This is a genomic window from Candidatus Kaiserbacteria bacterium, assembly GCA_016699245.1.
In the GTDB taxonomy this organism is placed as follows: Bacteria; Patescibacteriota; Minisyncoccia; order Phycocordibacterales; family UBA918; genus Damh-18.
Genome location: CP064968.1, coordinates 461,781 through 482,031, shown reverse-complemented (window position 1 = coordinate 482,031; position 20,251 = coordinate 461,781). Strand labels below are relative to the sequence as shown.

Here is a 20,251-nt window from a genome sequence, read left to right as displayed (position 1 = left end):
CCATTCACTGAAATTAATACTATGCCTTCAAAGAAAAAAACATCGAGTGCGGGAGATAATAATGACCCAAAGAAACAGGAAGCATTGCCTATTTTGGGGCATCAAAACGTAATCACGCAGGATATTACGGGTGAAATGCGCACATCATATCTCGACTATGCGATGTCGGTGATTACGCAACGTGCGCTTCCTGATGTGCGTGACGGCCTGAAGCCGGTACATAGACGCATCCTGTACTCAATGCGTCTCAATGGTCTGACCTCAGGTGCCCGTTTTAAAAAATCTGCAACGGTAGTGGGAGATGTACTCGGTAGTTTTCACCCACATGGTGACGCGTCGGTATATGACGCAATGGTAAAACTCGCACAAGATTTCAATACACGCTACCCCCTCGTGTTGGGACAAGGTAACTTTGGTTCTATCGATGGAGACAGTGCTGCTGCGTATCGTTACACTGAAGCAAAAATGTCTAAAATCGCGGAAGAATTACTCCGAGATTTGGAAAAAGATACCGTCAGTTGGCGACCCAACTTTGATGGAACGAAAAAAGAGCCAGAAGTACTCCCTGCAGCGGTACCAAACCTGCTCCTTGCAGGTACGTTGGGTATTGCGGTAGGTATGGCGACGAATATCCCGCCACATAATCTCCGTGAAGTAGCTGCGGCGGTGGAGCACCTTATCGAGAATCCAGAAGCATCCACGAATGACTTGCTCCAATTTGTGAAAGGGCCAGATTTCCCTGTGGGCGGTATTGCCTTCAATCAAAAAGACATTGCACACGCGTATGCCAATGGTCGTGGAGGAGTGGTGGTACGTGGTGAGGCAGAGATTATTGAAGACAAGAAAGGAAATTTCTCGATTGTCATTACCTCCATTCCATACCGCGTCAACAAGGCAGACATGCTCGTAAAGATAGCCGACCTCGTCCGCGACAAGCGCATCGAGGGTATTCGCGATTTGCGTGACGAGTCCACCACCGACATTCGTGTTGTGGTTGAATTAAAGACTGGTGCACAGCCACAAACGGTCCTCAACAAACTCTACAAACACACGCAACTTGAAGATACATTCCACTACAACATGGTGGCACTCGTGAATGGTGTGCCACAGACACTGTCACTCAAAGCAATCTTAGAAGAATACATCAAACACCGTGAGGAGGTGATTCGTCGTCGTACACAGTTTGATCTCACGAAGGCACAAGACCGTGAGCATATCCTTCTCGGACTCAAAAAAGCGCTTGACCATATCGATGCTATTATCAAACTCATTCGCGCCTCAAAGGACGTGCCGACCGCGCATGCGGGCCTTATGAAGGAGTTTAAGTTTTCTGCTATTCAAGCACAGGCGATTCTCGATATGCGTCTCCAAAAACTTGCAGGTCTTGAACGAAAGAAAATTGAAGATGAATTGAAAGAAGTGCAGGCACTTATTAAGGAATTACAAGCAATTCTCGCAAGTCGCAAGAAGATGCTTTCCATCATTAAAACTGATTTGGCTGAAGTGGCTGAAAAGTTTGGTGACGACCGTCGCACCAAGATAGTGAAAGGTGGTGTAAAGATGCTCAGTGTGGAGGATTTGATTGCGGATGAAGAAAGTGTGCTCGTACTCACCCAAGGTGGATACATAAAACGCACCAACCCATCTGAATACCGTACACAAAAGCGCGGTGGTGTGGGTGTGGTGGATTTGGATACAAAAGAAGAAGATGTGGTGACCACACTCCTTACTACCTCAATGCATAGCGACCTCCTCTTCTTTACGGATAAAGGCAGGGTGTATCAAACTAAGATGTATGATATCCCCGAAGGACGCCGTGCGACGAAAGGCAAGTCTATTATGAACTTCCTTGCGCTCACCATGGAAGAAAAAGTCACTTCAGTGCTCGCGGTACGCAAGGAAGAATGGCAGGGTGACTGGTCACTTATACTCGTGACACGCGACGGTGTGGGTAAAAAGTCTGATGCAGCATCATTTAAGGATGTGCGTCGTAGTGGACTCATAGCAATTACGCTCAAGGATAGTGATGCGCTTATCTCTGCAAAATTTGTCGGAAAGGGAGATGAGATGTCACTCGTCACGGCAAAGGGTCAGTCAATCCGCTTTAAGGAAAGTGATGTACGTCAGATGGGACGCACTGCGGCTGGAGTGAATGTAATGAAACTCGGCAAGGGTGATGTGATCGTTTCTGCAGATGTGCTTTCAAAGGAAAGTAAAAGTGACGAAATACTCGTTGTGATGGAAAATGGATTTGGTAAAACAACACCGGCAAAGGAATACAAAGTCCAAAAGCGTGGTGGCTCTGGTATTAAGACTGCTAAAATTACCTCAAAGACAGGCACGGTCGTGGGTGCAGCGATTGTGAGTGCTGAAGATAAAGCCGAAGGCGAACTTATTGTGATGAGCAAGAAGGGACAGGTGATTAAACTCCCACTGAAGGATGTGCCATCACTCGGTAGACAGACACAGGGAGTAAAGGTGATGAAGATGCGGGTGGGGGATGCAATCGCCTCAATTGTCTATTTCTAACCAAACTTCCCAAAATTGTTGATTACTTCGTTGTGCTGCAAAAATGAAGACTCATCGTACATCTGTCTCTTACAGAGACGGTAAACCTTTCACAGAAACTGTTCAAGGTCTTGCGAAAGTCTCCCAGACTTTCTCACGCCTCGTCTTCATTTTCTTGCCCGACCTACGGTCGCTGTTCAGGTTGTATGATATTTTTATAAAATATCGACAACCTCTTGCGAAGCTCCAAGTATTCGCTTCTCACCTTGTACTCAATCAATTTTGGAAAGTTTGGGAGTCAAGCAAATTTCCTCAGCGCTGCGCGTTTGGGAGTGTGTGAAAATGAGCCAGAACTGCTTTGCAGTTCCGGCTCATTTTCCACTACTGCCCATACCGATATCCCTGCGACCCTGTATACTGTACATATGTATCCTACCCAACTTGGAAGGTTTGTAGACCCAGAGAATACCGTTACCCATTTCCATTTGCGGGAAGGTGATGTCGTCGCAGATTTTGGCGCGGGTAGTGGAGCATATTTAAAGCCTCTTTCAAGTGCCGTAGGCTTAAGTGGCATAGTGTACGCATGTGAGATTCAAAAAAATCTTGTTGACGCTCTTGGTACCAAAGCAGCAGAGCAGCGTCTCAATAACATACGACCTGTGTGGTGCGATATTGAAGCTCCAGGCGGTACAAAATTCAACGATGGTACCCTCGATGCAGGTCTTCTTTCAAACATTCTTTTCCAGTTTGTCCGTAAAGATACTGCACTCACCGAAGTGGCGCGCGTACTCCGAAAAGGTGGAAAATTATTCGTCATTGATTGGACGGATTCATTTGGTGGTCTTGGTCCTCGCCCTGAAGATGTTTTTAGTGAGACTGATGCTCGAAGTCTTCTTGAGCAGGCAGGTTTTTCCTGTGAAGGTACATTTTCCGCAGGTGACCACCACTACGGTCTCCTTTGTCATAAGAAATAGTTAAACATATATATATATGAATATCCGCCCTTTTGAAATCATACTTATCGCAGTGTTTGCTATAGGAGCCATAGGAGGGCTGATATATTTTGCGAAATATAAACCAGAATCAGACCCCACGGCAGTATTATATGGAGACAGTGTTGTTATATGGGGTACCCAGGATGCAGACAAGATGGAGGGTTTGTTCCTTTCTATCTCTAAAAATAATGAATCCTTCAATGTTGTCAGCTACCATGAAGTGGAAGAACGCTCATTTCAAAATGAGCTTCTCAATGCTATTGCTGACGGAAAAGCTCCAGACTTAATCATTATGCCGCATACGCTTCTCGTTACCTATCGTACAAAATTAAAACCCATATCATTTAAAACCATTACGCAAAAGGCATTCCGTGATACCTATATTGAAGGAGCTGAAATCTTTATGCGAAGCGATGGTATCTATGGTGTCCCTATCGCTGCGGACCCACTCATTATGTACTGGAACCGTGACATCTTTTCGGGGAGTGGCGTAGCTTCCCCCCCAAAGACATGGGAGACACTCACTGCACAAACCACCCGTGCAATCAATCGCACCGACAACTGGCTCAGTCTCACTCAGAGCGCTGTTGCTTTTGGGGAGTTTATGAATGTCAATCATGCAAAAAATATTCTGTCCATGCTTTTGTTGCAGGCAGGTAGCGAAATTGTCACTGAGAATGAAGACGGAGAATACGCAGTGACAATAAGCAAATCACAAGATGGGGGCATGTCAGCAGGAAGTGCAGTTCTCTCCTTCTATACCCAGTTTTCGACCCCAAGCAAGGAAGCATATTCATGGAATAGGTCAAAAAATATGGACCGAACTGAGTTTCTTGAAGGTAAACTTGCGCTGTACTTTGGTATGGGGAGTGAAAAAACTTCTTTAGAGCGGGATAACGCAAATTTAAATTACGATGTGGAAATAGTTCCGCAGGGAAGTGAGGCGACCATTCAACGTAATTATGCCGATTTCTACGCACTTGCTATTCCACGCTCATCTAAAAACATTGAGGGTGCATACGCCGTAGCCTCTTTCCTTGGGCAACCCGTGCAAGCAAAGAAATTTGCTGAAACGTTCAATTTTGCCCCGGTACACCGCTCACTCTATAGTGAAGATGTTGCAGATCCATTTAAAAATGTGCTCTACCGATCTGCACTCATCGCTCGGGGATGGCTTGACCCAAATCCATCCCAAAGCAGTGAAGCGTTCCGAGCGATGGTGGAGGATGCACTTACTGATCAAACAAACCTAAGTAAAATTATTAACGACACCGTGACATCACTGAAGTCACTTTTTAATAAATAGTAGTATGTCGCCTATATCTACAAAAATACATAAATATGTAATTCGAGTATTTACACTTAGCCCTTTATATCTACCTTTTGTGACCTTTGCTCAAGGTGCTACCCTGACTAATCCGCTGAGTTCAAAGACCATCCCTGAGTTCTTGCTTAAAATCATTGACATTCTCCTCGTTTTCGCGCTCCCGCTCATAATTCTCTATATCATGTATGCAGGATATCTCTTTGTGACTGCACAGGGTAACCCTGGTAAAGTAACGGAGGCACGCACCGCTCTCCTGTGGGCAGTGGTTGGTGGCGTGATTGTGCTTGCTGCTAAGATTATTGTGGATGTGATACAACAGACAGCGCGTGCGTTGTAAATTTAATAATAGCGTACATGACATCCATGCCAAACAATATGAAAAAATGTCTGTATACATATACATGTATATTGAGTGCACTTTACATACCGCACGCTGTGTTTGCTGACGATGGAAAATTTATTAATTGGCTTAAAGCAAAAGATATTCCGGAGTTTTTGCTTAATATTATCGATATCCTCCTCGTCTTTGCACTCCCGCTCATAATTCTCTACATCATGTACGCAGGGTATCTCTTTGTGACTGCACAGGGTAACCCTGGTAAAGTAACCGAAGCACGCACCGCGCTTCTGTGGGCAGTGGTTGGCGGTGTGATAGTCCTCGGTGCTAAGATTATTGTGGATGTGATACAACAGACAGCAGGAGCCCTCTAACACGAATACATTTTATGCATATCTTTATAGTCACACTTTTAGCACTACTTCCCCAGATAACGCTCGGTGCTAATGCACCAACAGATTTCAAAAGTCTCGTGTCTTTGCTCACTAACATTTTAGGTACGCTTGTGACACTCACTTTTGTACTTACCTTTATTGCATTTTTATGGGGTGTCGTGAAAGGATGGATTATTGATGGTGGGAGTGCTGAAGGTGTTAAAAGTGGTAAAAATGTGGTCATTGTGGGTGTCATTGCATTCGTTATAATGATTTCTGTTTGGGGAATTCTTACCATGCTTCAATCGTCTCTTTTTAGTCCGTGAAATTCTATATCCACAGGGTCTCTTCCACGGAGTGTCATTAAGGGCTACAATAGTTAAGATATTCTATAATTATTAAAAAATAAGATAAAAGTCCATATCGTATGAAAACATTACTCAAGATCCTTCCGTTTACTGCATTAACACCTATGCTTGCGCTTGCGCAAGGTGATATGACAGAGTTGGCGTCATTCATTTCAAACTTCGTTGCCTTTATAAATGGTACACTTGTACCACTTATTTTTGTAATCGCCTTCCTCGTATTCCTTTGGGGAATGTTCAAGACCTTTATTCTCGGTGGTAGCGATGAGGGCAAGCAGTCAGAAGGAAGGCAACTCATGGTGTATGCTATTGTTGCTTTCGTTGTCATGGTGTCGCTTTGGGGAATTGTGAATCTACTTGCTGATGCGTTTGGATTAGAAGGTCAAATTATTAACATACCAGACACTATTTCAATCTAGGTATCGTTAAGTTACAAAACTACAGATGATTGCATACGCAGCCGGGGGAGCACACATCACCGCAGCAAAGGCGATGCTGGCAAAGATAGAGAGTGCAATACTTTTTCCTCTCATGACACTCATGATGGCGGTTGCCTTCTTTATCTTCATCTGGGGAGCGTACCAATTCGTCCTGAATGCTGATGACGATACTAAGCGCACTGAAGGGAAGGCGCACATGTTGTATGGCATCATTGGGCTTCTTGTAATGGTCTCCGCAATGGCAATACTCACTATTGCACTGGGCACAGTCGGAGTAACTATTTGAAAAAAACACAACGATAAAAAAGCCCGGAAATCCATGGTGGATTCCGGGCTTTGTTGCTTCTCCCTACGGGCATGACTGCCGATAGGTCACTTCTTTTATGCCTTTTTTGGTGACCATAATGCGAAAACCTGTTCCTGCGACATGATCACCTCGTTGGTGAACTTCCCATTCCCCATCTACTCCTTGGTTGAGTACCTGGTATTCACGGCCATTGCCGTCCGAGTACAAAACCGTGCAGTAATCGGGGATTTGAATCGTCAAGGACGGTGTGTTGATGAGGATGCTTCCGTCAGGATTCAACTCCTCCCACACCACGCTCTTGGTCTCCCAATTTCTTCCTGCAGGTATGTTCCCAAGTTGCTTTGAAGAGGAGGATGAATCATCTTTCGTATCTTTGCTTTCGCTCAGCACTACGGATGACACACCTCCTTGAACCTTTTTCCAGACCTTGGGTGCATCTGCTCCAAAGAACAAGAGTCCACCGCCAACGATGATGAGTGCAGCCGTCTCAACCCACACGGTGCTCACTTTTTTGATGAGCCCGCGTACAGCCAGGATGAGGAGAATGCAGATTGCAATCCAAAGATTGACATCGACACCCCCAAGACCCGAAAGGCTATCTGCTGAGTAGAGCCATACGGCAACTACAAGTGCCACGATGCCGCCAAGTACCCAGACGAAACGACTCTTGAAACTGAGTTTGAAACTGCTGGGACTGCTTGGAGGAGCCGGAGCCCTTCTTGAGTTGGAGTCCCACACCATGAGGGTGAGGACTCCCAAAACCAGACCTGCTATCGATCCTCCTATAACAAATAGCAGTATTAATGCTACTGACATGTGATTCTCCTTCCGAATGTTTAGGTTTTAGTGCTGATGTCTTTCAATTCCTGAAGCATCGCTGCCTGGATAGGGTCGGCATTTCCGCCACCCCCACCCAACACCACGACAGCACGATCACCCGCAGCTTGGGCAGTACGCACATCACGTTCGGCAGCAAGAACTGCTAAACCAATGTGCCCACCCGCCTTCACTACAGCAATCTGCGCGTCTAACTGTGCAGCATCACCCTTCGCAAGTTCTTCCTTTACCTGACGCTCGACACGCGCAACTGCTAGACCAGCGGTCTTTTTTCCTATTTCGGTGCGCGGCTCAACCAAGGAGATGTCAGTGATGAGTACTTGCTTCATCCTGATACCTGGTGTCGCTGCTTCCTTCATAAGGATGTGTATCAGCCCGTTTGGACCAGAATCGTTTTTTGCAGCAAGGACTTCAGAAAGTGGGCGTGTCGGAGTGTATCCCGTCACGTCACTTTTGATTTCACTTGCAAGACGATCTGCCCAATCATCGGTTTGATACGCCACCATGAACGGGTTGTGTACTTGTGGTATAGATTCCACTTCAACACGCACCGTGCTCATGTCACTTGTGTCGGCCTCAGGTACTTCCACTGGGAACATAAAGTCGGCTACCCTGAAATGGTCGCTGTAATCCTGAGTTTCGACGATACTACCACCTCGTGCCTTTTTGAGGCGGTCGAGAGTGTACGTACGAACCCGCCGAAACGGATAAATACCGACACACACATACCCAGTCAAGTGATATACCCAGCGTTGCCATGCCCAAAAAAGAATGTAGATTCCATTTTTTGGTAGAGGGAATGGATGAGCGTCCTGACGACCAGGAGGTGTTTCAACAACTTCCCAATACTCGCTCGTAGTTTCCGATATACTCGAATCCACAAAGCCTTTAAAGGTGTGGCCGTTGTAACGCATGATACATCGAATGAATCGGTCGCCCGCTTCGATAATCTTTACTTGTCCCGGAGCGAGACTGGTAAAGAAGCCAAAGCTTGAAACCGGGTAATCCGCAATTTTGGAATCCCCGCGAAAACGATTCGGCCTGTTGCTCAGGCGTTCAACTGCTGTCGGGATGACAGGCAAAATGAACAGAAAAAGCATTACCGCTATGAGAACGCCGATGGGAACCATTATTAGGATGAATAGTTCAGTCATGATTTTAATCCTTTCAATTTTCAAAAAACTATGCACCCGAGAGTGCGGATTGTGGAGGGGTAGGGGACTACCCCTATCTGCTAAAATAGTAGCATAATTTGATATAAAAGTCAAGGTTTTGAGATGCAAGAAAAATAGAATATGCAGTATATAAGCCATTTTTGGCAATTTTTGTTTAGAATCGTCCCGATTTTGCACCTGTTTTACCCCAAAATAAGGTAGCAAATCCGCTTTGATGCGGTATCATGCTCTGTACTGGTATGAAAAAAGACTTAACACCACGGAAGATTTTGAAGGAAAAGGTGCAGGAAGCACATATTCCACGCACGACACTCTCGTTTTATCGGTATGTGCGGCTCAGTGACCCTATAGCGATGCGTAACACGCTCTTTCTCCGCATGAGTGAGTTGGACTGCATGGGGCGTATCTACGTGGCATCTGAGGGTATTAATGCGCAAATGAATGTGCCCACAGCAAACTTTGACGCACTTGATGCATATCTGCAATCAATTCCCGAGTTTGCGAGGGTGCCATACAAAGTTGCGGTCGAGGAAACTGACGTGGTGTCATTCTATAAACTCACTATCAAGGTGCGTCCGAAGATCGTGGCAGATGGACTCGATGATGATTCTTTTGATGTGACGAAGACAGGCGCATACCTCAGTGCTGCAGAAATGAACACCTATATTGATGACCCCGATGCGGTTATTTTTGACATGCGAAATGGCTATGAGAGTGAAGTGGGGCACTTTGAGCGGGCTATTCTACCAGACGTGGATACATTCCGTGAGGAATTGAAAGTCGCACCAGACATGCTTAGGGTACATAAGAACAAGAAAATCGCGATTTATTGTACCGGCGGCATTCGCTGTGAAAAGGCAAGTGCATGGCTCCGTCATAATGGTTTTACTGACGTCAAGCATTTGAAGGGAGGGATTATTGACTACAAGCGCCAAGTGGAAGAAGAAGGACTTCCGAATCGCTTTAAGGGGAAAAACTTTGTCTTTGATGAACGACTTGGTGAGCGCATCAGTGATGAGGTGATAGCGACGTGCCATCTATGTGCAAAAAATAAATGTGATGAGCATATTCATTGCAAAAATCAGGCCTGTCACGTGCTCTTTATTTGTTGTGATGAGTGCAAGAAAAAGAAGAAAGGGTATTGCTCATATAAATGCCTGATTTTTGATGTACTCCCAGAAAAAATTAAGAAGACACTGGTGAAAAATAATCACACAAAGAAACTCGAGCAATTTAAAAAACATCGACTCAAATCTGTAGTTCGGTAGGAAATCAAACTTACCGTATATGTAACAGGTGTTACATATACGGTAAGTTTGGTAAAATGTGTTTTAAGGTTATTTTTTCTTCTCGAATATGGGTAGGGAATCAAAATCCCCCAATCGCGAAGCGCTTGGGGGATTTTATAAGGGTGGGCGCGAGAGGACTTGAAACTTTTCGTTCACTGGAACGCGGCACAGTTTCAGTAAATCTTACAGATTCCGTTTAGGTTGTATGAAATTTTGACAAATTTCGACAACCTTCAAAAACAAATCGTTTTTGCCTTGTGGATATTTTACTTCGTCTCATCTGCCTGCCGGCAACTGAGACTCGCAAAATCTCTCACAAGGTCTTCGAGTCTTCTACCAAAAATAACTAATCCTCAGAAGTATCTGAGGATTAGTTATTTTGTGGGCGTAAGAAGACTCGAACTTCCATGCCTTGCGGCTCACGGACCTGAACCGTGCGCGTCTACCAATTTCGCCATACGCCCAACAGAGGAGATTTTAGCATAGACTGTAGGGGTGTTGAAGACGCCACGAGTTTCTTAGTATTTTCCTTCATTGCGTACAGAGATCATTAGTCTTCACAGATTACTAACTATAATTATTCACTTCGTACATTTTGGGTATATTTGTCGTTACGAGTCTCTTAGTATTTTCTTTCATTGCGTACCACCAGGGAATCGGTCATTACATGACCAGTAAATCTTACAGATTCCGTTTAGGTTGTAGGAAATTTTGACAAATTTCGACAACCTTCAAAAACGAATCGTTTTTGCCTTGTGGGTATTTTGCTTCGTTATCACTCGCAAAATCCCTCGCAAGGTTTTCGATCCCTGGCCGCGAGCAAAACAAATTGCTCGCTTGGGCGGACTAATTTAAAAAACCACACAAAATTGTGTGGTTTTTTAAATTAGTCCGCCCACCAGGGATCGAACCTGGGACCTTATCGTTAAGAGCGATCTGCTCTACCAGCTGAGCTATGGGCGGATGGAATTGAACAGTTGAGAGTGTACTAAAATTATGACATAAAAACAAGTGCTTGTACGCAGTTATATTAAATTTATGTTATGATACCGCCACGCCCGGGTGGCGAAATTGGTAGACGCGCAAGACTTAAAATCCTGTGGTTTATAAATGACCGTGCGGGTTCGATTCCCGCCCTGGGCACCAAAATAAAACACCAGATTCCTCTGGTGTTTTATTTTGGTCAAGATATATCAAGGCGACGCCTTGGCAATATTTTATCCCCACGAGGATAGGGAAGTAATTACCTGTGGGCTATACTAGAGTAATCAGTAGTAGCCTGTATGTTAATCTCTGAAGGCTTATACTGTTTATAAACTTTTATACTATGACTTCATTAGAAGGTGGAAACATGAGTTTTGGAATGGATGTAAAGCATCCTGATAGAAAAACGTGTGAGAAGGATTTACATGCCGCGCTTAATCCAGATTTGAACGAATCTGTTCTGTGCGAGTCTACTGAAGATGAAGAAGTTGTTGAGGAATTACGAAATATTGAGGTGGTTTCTCTAAATCCCAATACCATCATTGACCGTGAAGAAAGTTTTTCGGAACGCCTTCAGGGCACCGCACGTAAGGCTGCAAAAGTAATGATGCTCGTCACCGCACTTTCATCACTCTCAGTATTTTCAAATGACGCAGAAGCAGGTCAGTACCGTTACTATAAAGATACACCGCGAGCGGAGCAGGGAGAAAGAAATAATTTAGGGCAACCTGAAAGACAGAGACTTACACACGCAAGCAAATGGGCAGGAGAAAAGGTGAGAGGTGCGCAAAATGACTTAAAAGAAATTAAGACGGCACAAGATGCAGAATGGTTGGTGCGATTGTACGTAGATGGATTTGCGAACGAATTTTACACTCCTACTCATGGTTCTTCAAAACGGCCTATCTACAATGCACCTGCACGTGTGTACACCACTGATGATGCAAAATTTGCAATAGAGTGCGCAGAGATGCTAAAGGTGATTATGAAAGACCTACATGGTACGTTTGGTGTTGATAATTATGAAACGCGCGTAGCACGTCTCGATAAAGTTATTGTAAACCTAGACCAGCAGACATCGTACTCGTTTCAAAAAGAACAAGAAGCAAAGAGGAAAATGATGCAGCGATTTAGAATGAATCGCTATTAATCCAATAGTGTATGGAAACAAATCTTGAAAAACTAACGACTGTTCTGCAACACTCTGAACTTGCACCAGAAGACAAACAAATTCTTTTAGAGGTATTTGCGCAGGTAGACGATGTCGAACTCGAGGGATTACTCGAACTCTTTCTAGAAGATAATTCTTGGATTTCAATTATCAATGACAATTTTAAAGCAAAGCGTGCCGCATTCGAATCAGGAGATCCCCTCGTGATGGAAGAAGTGTTGAAGCAAGAAGAAAATTTACTGAATCAGATTAAAGAGTAGGTGCGATTCCTTGTCTCTCATGGTATATTCATTTCCATGCGCGGGTGGTGAAACGGTAGACACGCCTGCCTTAGGAGCAGGTGCCGCAAGGCATGGAGGTTCAAGTCCTCTCTCGCGCACAAAATGAAACACGACTAGTTTTCTAGACGGGTTTTATTTATGGTCGTTATTCAGTGAGATAATTTCCAGTTTGAGGAGTAAATGGTAGAGTAGATTGCCCTTGTTTGACCAGGTGGCGAAGCGGTAACGCATCGGTCTGCAAAACCGACATTCACGGGTTCAAATCCCGTCCTGGTCTCAAGTAAAAAACTCCACTCTGTGGAGTTTTTTTCTTGACCAAGGGATTTGAAGAGGTTGTTAATATTTTTAAAAAATATCTTACAACCTGAACGGAGTCTGTAGGACTCAAATCCCGTCCTGGTCTCAAAATATAATCCCCAGCGCCTTTGACATAGGGGATTTTCCTATTTTTTCCCATCCCCAATATCTTTTATAAGGAGATCAATGTGTTGGCGGTGGCGCTCACCATAATCAATAGCAAAGTCGATATTAGGAATGTAGCGCAACCGTGCATGCTTTTTGATATACTCACGTAATTCAGTCCCTTTGCGTTTGAGAAAAATAAGCGCATCAGCTTCACCTCCATCAGGGATGGTAGTGATATGCACGGATACACTTTTGTAGTCCGCCGATACCACAAGATTAGTAACCGTAATAAGTGGATTATGATTTGCTTCTTCACGGATAAAGCGCGCAATTATTTCAGTGAGCACGGAGCGTACCTTTTGGTGTTTGTCGAATTCCATATTACGTAATGATGATGTTGTATGCCTCGATATAGTCTCCTGGTGCGATGTCCACTTTTGTATCTAATTGCATACCAAACTCACCGTCAGTGATTGCCTGCACATTGGATTTTTGTTGTTGAAGATTTTTCAAAACTCCACGACCCATGTCTATATCGCGTCGGGTAATGCGCACGTGTTGATTCAGCGTAAGCGTTCCTGTTTCAAGGCGTCCGCCGAGCACATGGGCATTTTTTTGAACACTAAAGACTCGGAGTATCTTTGCGTTGCCCGTGATACGTTCCTCCTCCTTCTTTGGTGTGCGTGCTTTGACAGCTTCTTCGAGCCACTCAGAGAGTTTGTAGATAATATCAAACGTCTCCACGGCAACACCGAGACGTTCGGCAAGGTCAATAGCGGCACGGTCAGGCTTTACATTGAACCCCACAATAATAGCGTTTTCAGTCGCGCTCACATTTTGGACGTCATTTGCAGAAATGGTACCGACGCCTGTACCAATAATACGGACCATCACTCGATCGGAAACACATTTTTCAAGTTCATGGATAATCGCATCAATAGTACCGAGTACATCCGCTTTGATGAGAAGGGGAATAGTGGGTAGATTTGAAGTGTTGTTTTGTGCTGTTGCTTTTGGCTCTGCATTTTTACGAGAAAGTATGATTGCCTCGGCTTCTTTCTTTGTGGCAACAATAGTGAATGTATCACCAATCTTTGGTACCTCAGTCCATCCCACAATTCCGACTGGCTGTGATGCGTGTGCTTCACGAATAGTTTTCCCCGCCCAATCTTCCATAATGCGTACGGGCGCAAAACTCGTACCCGACACAATAAAGTCTCCAGAACGCACGATGCCGTCTTGCACCATGAGTGTGGCGGTGGCACCTCGTTTGCCATCGAGATTACCTTCAATGACACTTCCGGTACCAGGGGCAGTGTTGTCTGATTTGAGTTCTGCAATTTCTGCGGTAAGCAGGAGAATATCGAGAAGATCAGGAACACCCTGACCGCTTTTTGCGGAGATAGCAGTCCAGGAAATGTCGCCCCCCATACCCTCGATATAGATTTCGTTTTCAATGAGTGAAGATTGTGTACGCACGAGGTCAGCACCAGGCTTGTCGATTTTATTAATCGCAACAATATAGGGTATTCCCGCAACTTTGATACTCTCAAGTGCCTCAAGCGTTTGAGGCTTTACACCGTCTTCTGCAGAGACAATAAGTATTGCTATGTCGGCAACATCGGCACCGCGAAGACGCATCTTTTGAAATGCCGCGTGGCCTGGGGTATCAAGAAAAGTGATCTGTTTCTTTTCGCCTTCTTTGGTGGTGTGCTCCACACAGTATGCGGAAAGATGCTGGGTAATACCACCCGCTTCACCAGCGACAATGTTTGTTTTGCGGATGTAGTCGAGGAGTGTCGATTTTCCATGGTCAATATGACCCATGATAACGACAATCGGTGGTCGACTTCCGATATGTGATTGTGTAGTTTTTTGTTTTGCCATACCGTTCGGATTATTGAAAAACGCCCGAAAAAGGCGCAAAGCAGCGAATATGTGAGGAGTATAGCAGATATTTCTTTTGCATGGAAGTCAAGGGTATGGCATTATCAGCGAATGGAATTTTTCATTGCGAAAAAGAAAAAACGCATTCATCTTGATTATGCTTCGGCAACTCCGGTGCATGCTGACGTCTATAAGACAATGCAACCATATGTATGTGATATGTGGGCAAATCCAAGTGCATTGTATGCCGAGGGTGTCGCCGTACGAGAAGTGATTGAGAATTCACGAGAGAGACTTGCACGTGTACTTTGTGTACGGCCAGGTGATGTGACATTTACGAGCGGTGGCACTGAGGCAAATAACCTCGCACTCATTGGTGCGGTAGGAGCACAGCATAAAAAAGGACGTGCATATACTGATATAGAGATTATTGCGACGCGTATAGAACACCCTTCTATTATGGAGACACTTGCATATCTTGCGAAGCGGGGGGTGGTGGTTACCTATGTGCCTGTAGACAATGAAGGGTTGGTTGACATACAGGTACTTGAAACGCTTTTGAATACAAAAACAGTATTAGTGACTTTTGCGTATGTGAACTCTGAAGTAGGGGTGATTCAGGAGGTGAAGAAAATTACACGCATGGTACGCAAATGGAATGAGGCGCATAGTGAGCACGTACTCGTGCATACTGATGCCTCGCAGGCGCCACTCTGGCTTCCGTGTGCACTTGATATGCTGGGCGTCGACATGATGACTTTGGACGCAGGAAAGTGCTATGGGCCAAAAGGAGTCGGAGTGCTCGTGCATCGGCAGTGGGTGGAGATAGTACCGGTGGTATTTGGTGGCGGTCAGGAAGCGGGGTTGCGCTCGGGCACGGAGAGCGTCCCACTTATTGTGGGATGTGTGACGGCACTCCTTCGTGCACAGAAGGAGTGGCAGTCACGGAGCACGACGGTAGCCTTGCTTCGAGACCGTTTCATCACACTTCTTTCGACCATCCCCGGCATTGTCTTAAACGGCAGCGCCACTCTACGTGTTGCAAATAATGTAAACATCTCTATTCCTGGACTTGATACTGAATATGCGGTCATTTGGCTCGATGCAAAAGGTATCGCTGCATCCACAAAAAGTGCATGTGGTGCACAGGGAAGTACGGGTTCATATGTTGTTCGTGAGATGACTCATGATGAAGCACGTGCTACGGCAACACTTCGCTTCACGCTTGGTGAAGAAACTACAGAGACAGATATAGTGACGGCAACCACAGTCCTCGCATCATTTGCTGTACGCATGCATGAAGATAGCAGGGAAGCCACGAGTCGTTGACACTCGATAAAAATGTTGTACTATAATATATATTGAATTATAAGTGCATACGACGGGGAATACTGTTTTCTGTGAAGCGATACTCGCGTATAATATAGTTACCTATGCCAAATTTTCACAATTTCACATCACGCGCAAAAGAAGCTATACGAAAGGCTCATGAACTTGCTATTGAGCGTGGTCAAAATCATGTAAGCCCGACACATTTGCTCACGTCTCTTGTCATGCAGGACGAAAACACGGTTATTTCACTGCTTGACCGTCTTGATATCGACATTATTGCCTTTACCGACTTACTGCTTGAAGCACTCGAGGCCCCGGTAGGACAGACACTCTCACAGTCATATCAACTCTATCTCACGCCAGATTTGGCGCAGGCTCTCGAAGAGTCGGGACGTATTGCACAAAGCCTCAATGATTCCTATGTGGGCGTGGAGCATCTTTTCCTTGCGCTTCTCGAACACCCCGGACCTGCGATTGAAGTGATTGAACGTTCACATATTGATAAAAAGAAAGTACAAAACGCACTTCGTGAAGTACGTGAGCACAATATCGATGATGCACAGACGCCGAAGAAGTTTCGTGCACTTTCAAAGTATGCACGTAATCTTACGAAGTTAGCACAAGAAAATAAACTCGACCCGGTCATTGGCCGTGATGCGGAGATTCAACGGGTGATTCAGATTCTTTCTCGTCGTACTAAAAATAATCCCGTCCTCATTGGTGAGGCAGGTGTGGGCAAGACTGCTATCGCAGAAGGACTTGCGACCGCCATTGTGCAAGGTAATGTGCCTGAGTCAGTACGGGAAAAAGAAATTCTTTCCCTCGACCTTGGGCTCCTTATTGCGGGGACCAAATTCCGTGGTGAATTTGAAGAGCGTCTTAAGAATGTGATGAAGGAGGTGGAGCAGGCTCAAGGAATGGTGATTCTCTTCATTGATGAACTCCATACTATCGTGGGAGCAGGTCAAGCCGAGGGTTCTATGGATGCATCAAATATGCTTAAGCCTGCGCTCGCGCGTGGCGAAATGCGCGTCATTGGTGCGACAACCTTAAAGGAATATCAAAAGCACATCGAGCGTGATCCTGCGCTCACACGACGCTTCCAGCCCGTATATGTGAACGAACCTTCAATAGAGGATGCGGTCGCTATTCTTCGCGGGGTGGCAGAAAAATATGAAATCTATCACGGTGTACGTATTACCGATGACGCTATTGTTTCTGCGGTAAGTCTTTCCAGTCGATACATTACCGACCGTTTCTTACCGGATAAAGCAGTAGACTTGGTGGATGAGGCAGCATCAGCACTTCGTATCTCTCTTGAAAATAAGCCCGATGAACTCGTCTTCGCTGATCGTGCGGTGCGTCGCCTCGAAATCGAACGGGAAGCATTTCGGAAGGAAGAAGGAGTATCAGAAAATAAAGTAAAAATAAGAACACGTCTCAAGGAAATTGAACACGAGATAGGAGAATTGAAGCAAAAGACTTCAGCGCTTGAGACGAAGTGGAATAATGAAAAAGATGCGGTTACTGAAATTCGTGAAATGAAGAAAATGCTTGAGTCACTTCGCCTCGAAGCGGACTCTGCTGAAGCCAGTGCCGACCTGACCCGTGCAGCGGAAATTCGCTATGCGCTCATTCCAAAAGTCGAAAAAGACCTCGAGGCAAAATCAGGAAAACTGAAGAAACTCCAGCGCACACGTCGCCTCCTTAAAGAAGAAGTAACCGAGGAAGATATTGCTGGTGTCGTGTCACGCTGGACGGGTATTCCCGTCTCACGCATGCTCGAAGCAGAGGCCAAGAAACTTGCGCGTATCGCAGAGGTGCTTGCGGAGCGAGTTGTGGGACAGACCGAGGCGGTACGTCGCGTGTGTGATGCTATTAAGCGTTCGCGTGCAGGAATTTCTGACCCTAATCGCCCGATTGGTTCATTCCTCTTCCTCGGGCCTACCGGTGTGGGAAAGACCGAACTCTCTCGTGCGCTCGCGGAATTCATGTTTAACGACGAAAGTGCTCTCGTGCGCATTGATATGAGTGAATACATGGAAAAGCATTCCGTGTCTAAAATCATTGGGTCGCCACCAGGATATGTGGGACACGAGGAAGGGGGTGCGGTGACCGAGATAGTGCGTCACCGCCCATACTCGGTGATTCTCCTTGATGAAATTGAAAAGGCTCACCCAGAGGTGTTTAACATTCTGCTTCAGGTTCTCGACTCGGGGCATCTCACCGACGCAAAGGGGCGTAAGGTAAACTTCAAAAATACCGTCATTATAATGACATCGAACATAGGTGCGGAACATATCGACCGTATGTCTAAGTTTGGTTTTATGAGTCATTCCGATGAGACTACGCAGTACGAGCAAGCAAAAGACAAAGTGCTCGAAAGTCTTAAGAACTTTTTCCGCCCCGAGTTTCTCAATCGTCTTGATGAGATAATTATCTTTGATATTCTTTCAAAGGAAACTATCCGTAATATCGTAGGTCTTCAAGTGGAAATGGTTATCGAGCGTCTTGCACAAAAGGATATTCAACTCACGATTAGTGATGAGGTTATGGACTACATTGCAAAAGAGGGGTACGACCCAAAGTTTGGCGCGCGACCACTGAAGCGTGTCATTCAATCTAAGATTTTGACGCCAGTAGCTTCGATGATGATTAGTGAAGGAATGCTTCAAGGGGGAACCGTATCGGTCACCATGAAAAAAGGAGAAATTGCATTTGATGTAAAGAAAAAAGGGAAGAAGGAGCCACGGAAGGTACGAGAAAAAATTCAAGAAGCGGTGATGGTATAGAAAGATACAATTCTTCATCGAAATAAAATAAATGCCCAGACTGCGTAGCAGTCTGGGCATTTAAGAACATCACATCGACACATTGAGGTGGATTACTCCCGATGTTTTCAAAATGGTGAGTGTTCCAAGAACAAGGAGGACAAACGGAATGATTTTTTTGAGCAACTCCTTTTGGCTTAATTGAAGCGTTGCCTTAGGCCCTACACTACTACCGAGTGCGGAGCCGATACAGAGTGCGGCGACGAGATCCCATCGTTCGATGCTACCGTAGAAGACGTAACTCATAAAACCAACAAGACAAATGAGTACCTCCGCGAGTGTGGTGACACCTATTGCAGACCGATGCCCCTTTCCCATGACTACCTGTCCACCCGTGACGAGTGGACCAAAGCCACCTCCCGAGAGACCTTTATTGAAGGCAGAAACGATACCGAGAATAAACATCTTTCCCGTGGTGTACTCAAAGGTAAAACCCATCATAAGCACAAACGCCATAAGAAGCACGAGTCCTCCAATGGTGTAATTCAATGTGCTTTTTTCAATGATGTGCGTACCTACATATGCAGCAAACAGGCTGGCAAAAATACCGAGTACCGAAATGATGAGTACTGCTTTCGTGTCAGGCGAAAGTTTACCATCTATGCGGTTAAAGTATGCATTGCCAAGGATGTGATGCTGTCTCGCTGCGAGTGCGCCACCAATCATCTGTGAGATGAGAATGGCGGGTACTGCATCATGCGCACCAAACCCAAGAATGAGGAGGAGTGGCGAAAGAATCGTCCCATACCCCATACCAATTGATGAATCAATGAGTTCGCACACAAACGCTATTGTGCACAAAAAGAAAAAGACAAAGAGCATATTGCTCAACAGTGTTTCCATGACGGTGTACCTCCCTAATGTGTAAGAACAAATTCCCTATGAATATATACCTATAACTCAAAATGTACAGAAAAGATGTATTTTTAGCGAAAATCACCCTGTGGAGACCTTTGTTGACTTCGTGTCATACCGTGGTTGAATGGAAGTACTAATAATAATGGTTTAGAAATATGTTTGGATTCGGAGGAGAAAAGCCAAAGGCAGTAGGTGGAGAAATGGGGCAAGGAGAAGCACGTGAGGAAGAAAAGAGTTGGGCAGAAATGGTGGCAGAAAAAAAAGCTCAAGGACAGATGGGAGAACGAAAATTAGAACCACTCATGCGTCCTGACGAATCTGTGATTGAACCGGAAGGTATTTCACCAGAATCAATTAATCGCGGATACGAAGGAAGTGTCGCATCTGGAGTCGGATCTCTCGGAGAGCTAGTTCCTCAAATTGATATAGAAGCTGAGAAGAAAGAACAACTCGATGCAATGAGCGCCCGTATTGAAGAATCGTACAAACACCCCGGCGACGATGAAAGAATGGCAGCATAGTTAGAGAGGAACAACAGATAAAACCCG

General features: G+C 45.3%; 19 protein-coding genes and 5 tRNA genes. 17 read left to right on the top strand and 7 right to left on the bottom strand.

Annotated elements, in window-relative coordinates; translation table 11 throughout:
* Positions 1 to 21: 21 nt before the first annotated feature.
* The 8 genes from gyrA to IPH92_02250 all read left to right on the top strand — a co-directional run bounded on the left by gyrA (position 22) and on the right by IPH92_02250 (position 6,632).
* Positions 22 to 2,529, top strand: a complete 2,508-nt coding sequence (gene gyrA / locus IPH92_02285) for a DNA gyrase subunit A (GenBank protein QQR65384.1) — start codon at positions 22 to 24, stop codon at positions 2,527 to 2,529.
* 404 nt (positions 2,530 to 2,933) lie between these two features.
* On the top strand, positions 2,934 to 3,482 hold the full coding sequence (locus IPH92_02280; GenBank protein ID QQR65383.1) for a class I SAM-dependent methyltransferase: 549 nt from the start codon (positions 2,934 to 2,936) through the stop codon (positions 3,480 to 3,482).
* A 16-nt stretch (positions 3,483 to 3,498) separates the two neighbouring features.
* The gene (locus IPH92_02275) at positions 3,499 to 4,809 is read left to right on the top strand and encodes an extracellular solute-binding protein (protein ID QQR65382.1); all 1,311 of its coding nucleotides are present in this window, start codon (positions 3,499 to 3,501) and stop codon (positions 4,807 to 4,809) included.
* 79 nt (positions 4,810 to 4,888) lie between these two features.
* Entirely contained in the window at positions 4,889 to 5,167 is a 279-nt protein-coding gene (locus tag IPH92_02270) for a hypothetical protein (GenBank protein ID QQR65381.1), read from the top strand.
* Positions 5,168 to 5,238: 71 nt separating this feature from the next.
* Entirely contained in the window at positions 5,239 to 5,541 is a 303-nt protein-coding gene (locus IPH92_02265; GenBank protein ID QQR65380.1) for a hypothetical protein, read from the top strand.
* 14 nt (positions 5,542 to 5,555) lie between these two features.
* Complete coding sequence (locus tag IPH92_02260) at positions 5,556 to 5,867, top strand: hypothetical protein (protein ID QQR65379.1); 312 nt, start codon at positions 5,556 to 5,558, stop codon at positions 5,865 to 5,867.
* Positions 5,868 to 5,968: 101 nt separating this feature from the next.
* A complete protein-coding gene (locus IPH92_02255) occupies positions 5,969 to 6,325 on the top strand; it encodes a hypothetical protein (GenBank protein QQR65378.1) in 357 nt (118 codons plus the stop codon).
* A 25-nt stretch (positions 6,326 to 6,350) separates the two neighbouring features.
* On the top strand, positions 6,351 to 6,632 hold the full coding sequence (locus tag IPH92_02250; protein QQR65377.1) for a hypothetical protein: 282 nt from the start codon (positions 6,351 to 6,353) through the stop codon (positions 6,630 to 6,632).
* A 63-nt stretch (positions 6,633 to 6,695) separates the two neighbouring features.
* Here the strand turns inward: IPH92_02250 and IPH92_02245 are convergent, their stop codons facing one another.
* Complete coding sequence (locus IPH92_02245; protein ID QQR65376.1) at positions 6,696 to 7,469, bottom strand: hypothetical protein; 774 nt, start codon at positions 7,467 to 7,469, stop codon at positions 6,696 to 6,698.
* Positions 7,470 to 7,489: 20 nt separating this feature from the next.
* Positions 7,490 to 8,644, bottom strand: coding sequence for a hypothetical protein (locus tag IPH92_02240; GenBank protein ID QQR65375.1), 1,155 nt, complete (start codon positions 8,642 to 8,644; stop codon positions 7,490 to 7,492).
* A 260-nt stretch (positions 8,645 to 8,904) separates the two neighbouring features.
* Here IPH92_02240 and IPH92_02235 point away from each other — a divergent pair, with 260 nt between their 5' ends.
* Complete coding sequence (locus IPH92_02235; GenBank protein ID QQR65374.1) at positions 8,905 to 9,933, top strand: rhodanese-related sulfurtransferase; 1,029 nt, start codon at positions 8,905 to 8,907, stop codon at positions 9,931 to 9,933.
* Between the two features lie 403 nt (positions 9,934 to 10,336).
* On the opposite strand, the gene IPH92_02230 is transcribed toward IPH92_02235, so the two are convergent.
* Positions 10,337 to 10,418: transfer RNA gene (locus IPH92_02230), tRNA-Leu, on the bottom strand.
* A gap of 426 nt (positions 10,419 to 10,844) precedes the next feature.
* A tRNA-Lys gene (locus tag IPH92_02225) sits at positions 10,845 to 10,917 on the bottom strand.
* Positions 10,918 to 11,010: 93 nt separating this feature from the next.
* On the opposite strand from IPH92_02225, the gene IPH92_02220 reads away from it, so the two are divergent.
* The 5 genes from IPH92_02220 to IPH92_02200 all read left to right on the top strand — a co-directional run bounded on the left by IPH92_02220 (position 11,011) and on the right by IPH92_02200 (position 12,667).
* Positions 11,011 to 11,100: transfer RNA gene (locus tag IPH92_02220), tRNA-Leu, on the top strand.
* 181 nt (positions 11,101 to 11,281) lie between these two features.
* Complete coding sequence (locus IPH92_02215; GenBank protein QQR65373.1) at positions 11,282 to 12,088, top strand: hypothetical protein; 807 nt, start codon at positions 11,282 to 11,284, stop codon at positions 12,086 to 12,088.
* Positions 12,089 to 12,099: 11 nt separating this feature from the next.
* A complete protein-coding gene (locus IPH92_02210; GenBank protein ID QQR65372.1) occupies positions 12,100 to 12,369 on the top strand; it encodes a hypothetical protein in 270 nt (89 codons plus the stop codon).
* A 38-nt stretch (positions 12,370 to 12,407) separates the two neighbouring features.
* Positions 12,408 to 12,488 (top strand) — tRNA-Leu (locus tag IPH92_02205).
* A 107-nt stretch (positions 12,489 to 12,595) separates the two neighbouring features.
* Positions 12,596 to 12,667: transfer RNA gene (locus tag IPH92_02200), tRNA-Cys, on the top strand.
* A gap of 166 nt (positions 12,668 to 12,833) precedes the next feature.
* Here IPH92_02200 and IPH92_02195 read toward each other — a convergent pair.
* Together IPH92_02195 and infB are read right to left on the bottom strand one after the other, a co-directional pair.
* Positions 12,834 to 13,175 carry a ribosome-binding factor A gene (locus tag IPH92_02195; protein ID QQR65371.1) on the bottom strand — a complete coding sequence of 114 codons (342 nt, stop codon included), beginning with the start codon at positions 13,173 to 13,175 and terminating at the stop codon, positions 12,834 to 12,836.
* A gap of 1 nt (position 13,176) precedes the next feature.
* Positions 13,177 to 14,682 (bottom strand): translation initiation factor IF-2, encoded by a 1,506-nt coding sequence (gene infB / locus IPH92_02190; protein ID QQR65370.1) that lies wholly within the window; start codon positions 14,680 to 14,682, stop codon positions 13,177 to 13,179.
* Positions 14,683 to 14,793: 111 nt separating this feature from the next.
* Here infB and IPH92_02185 point away from each other — a divergent pair, with 111 nt between their 5' ends.
* Together IPH92_02185 and IPH92_02180 are read left to right on the top strand one after the other, a co-directional pair.
* Positions 14,794 to 16,011, top strand: a complete 1,218-nt coding sequence (locus IPH92_02185; protein QQR65369.1) for a cysteine desulfurase — start codon at positions 14,794 to 14,796, stop codon at positions 16,009 to 16,011.
* Between the two features lie 104 nt (positions 16,012 to 16,115).
* Positions 16,116 to 18,806, top strand: coding sequence for an AAA family ATPase (locus IPH92_02180; GenBank protein ID QQR65368.1), 2,691 nt, complete (start codon positions 16,116 to 16,118; stop codon positions 18,804 to 18,806).
* 69 nt (positions 18,807 to 18,875) lie between these two features.
* On the opposite strand, the gene IPH92_02175 is transcribed toward IPH92_02180, so the two are convergent.
* Positions 18,876 to 19,688 carry a sulfite exporter TauE/SafE family protein gene (locus tag IPH92_02175; protein ID QQR65367.1) on the bottom strand — a complete coding sequence of 271 codons (813 nt, stop codon included), beginning with the start codon at positions 19,686 to 19,688 and terminating at the stop codon, positions 18,876 to 18,878.
* Between the two features lie 170 nt (positions 19,689 to 19,858).
* Here IPH92_02175 and IPH92_02170 point away from each other — a divergent pair, with 170 nt between their 5' ends.
* Positions 19,859 to 20,224: a hypothetical protein gene (locus IPH92_02170; GenBank protein ID QQR65366.1), complete on the top strand. Its 366-nt coding sequence runs from the start codon at positions 19,859 to 19,861 to the stop codon at positions 20,222 to 20,224.
* Positions 20,225 to 20,251 lie beyond the last annotated feature (27 nt).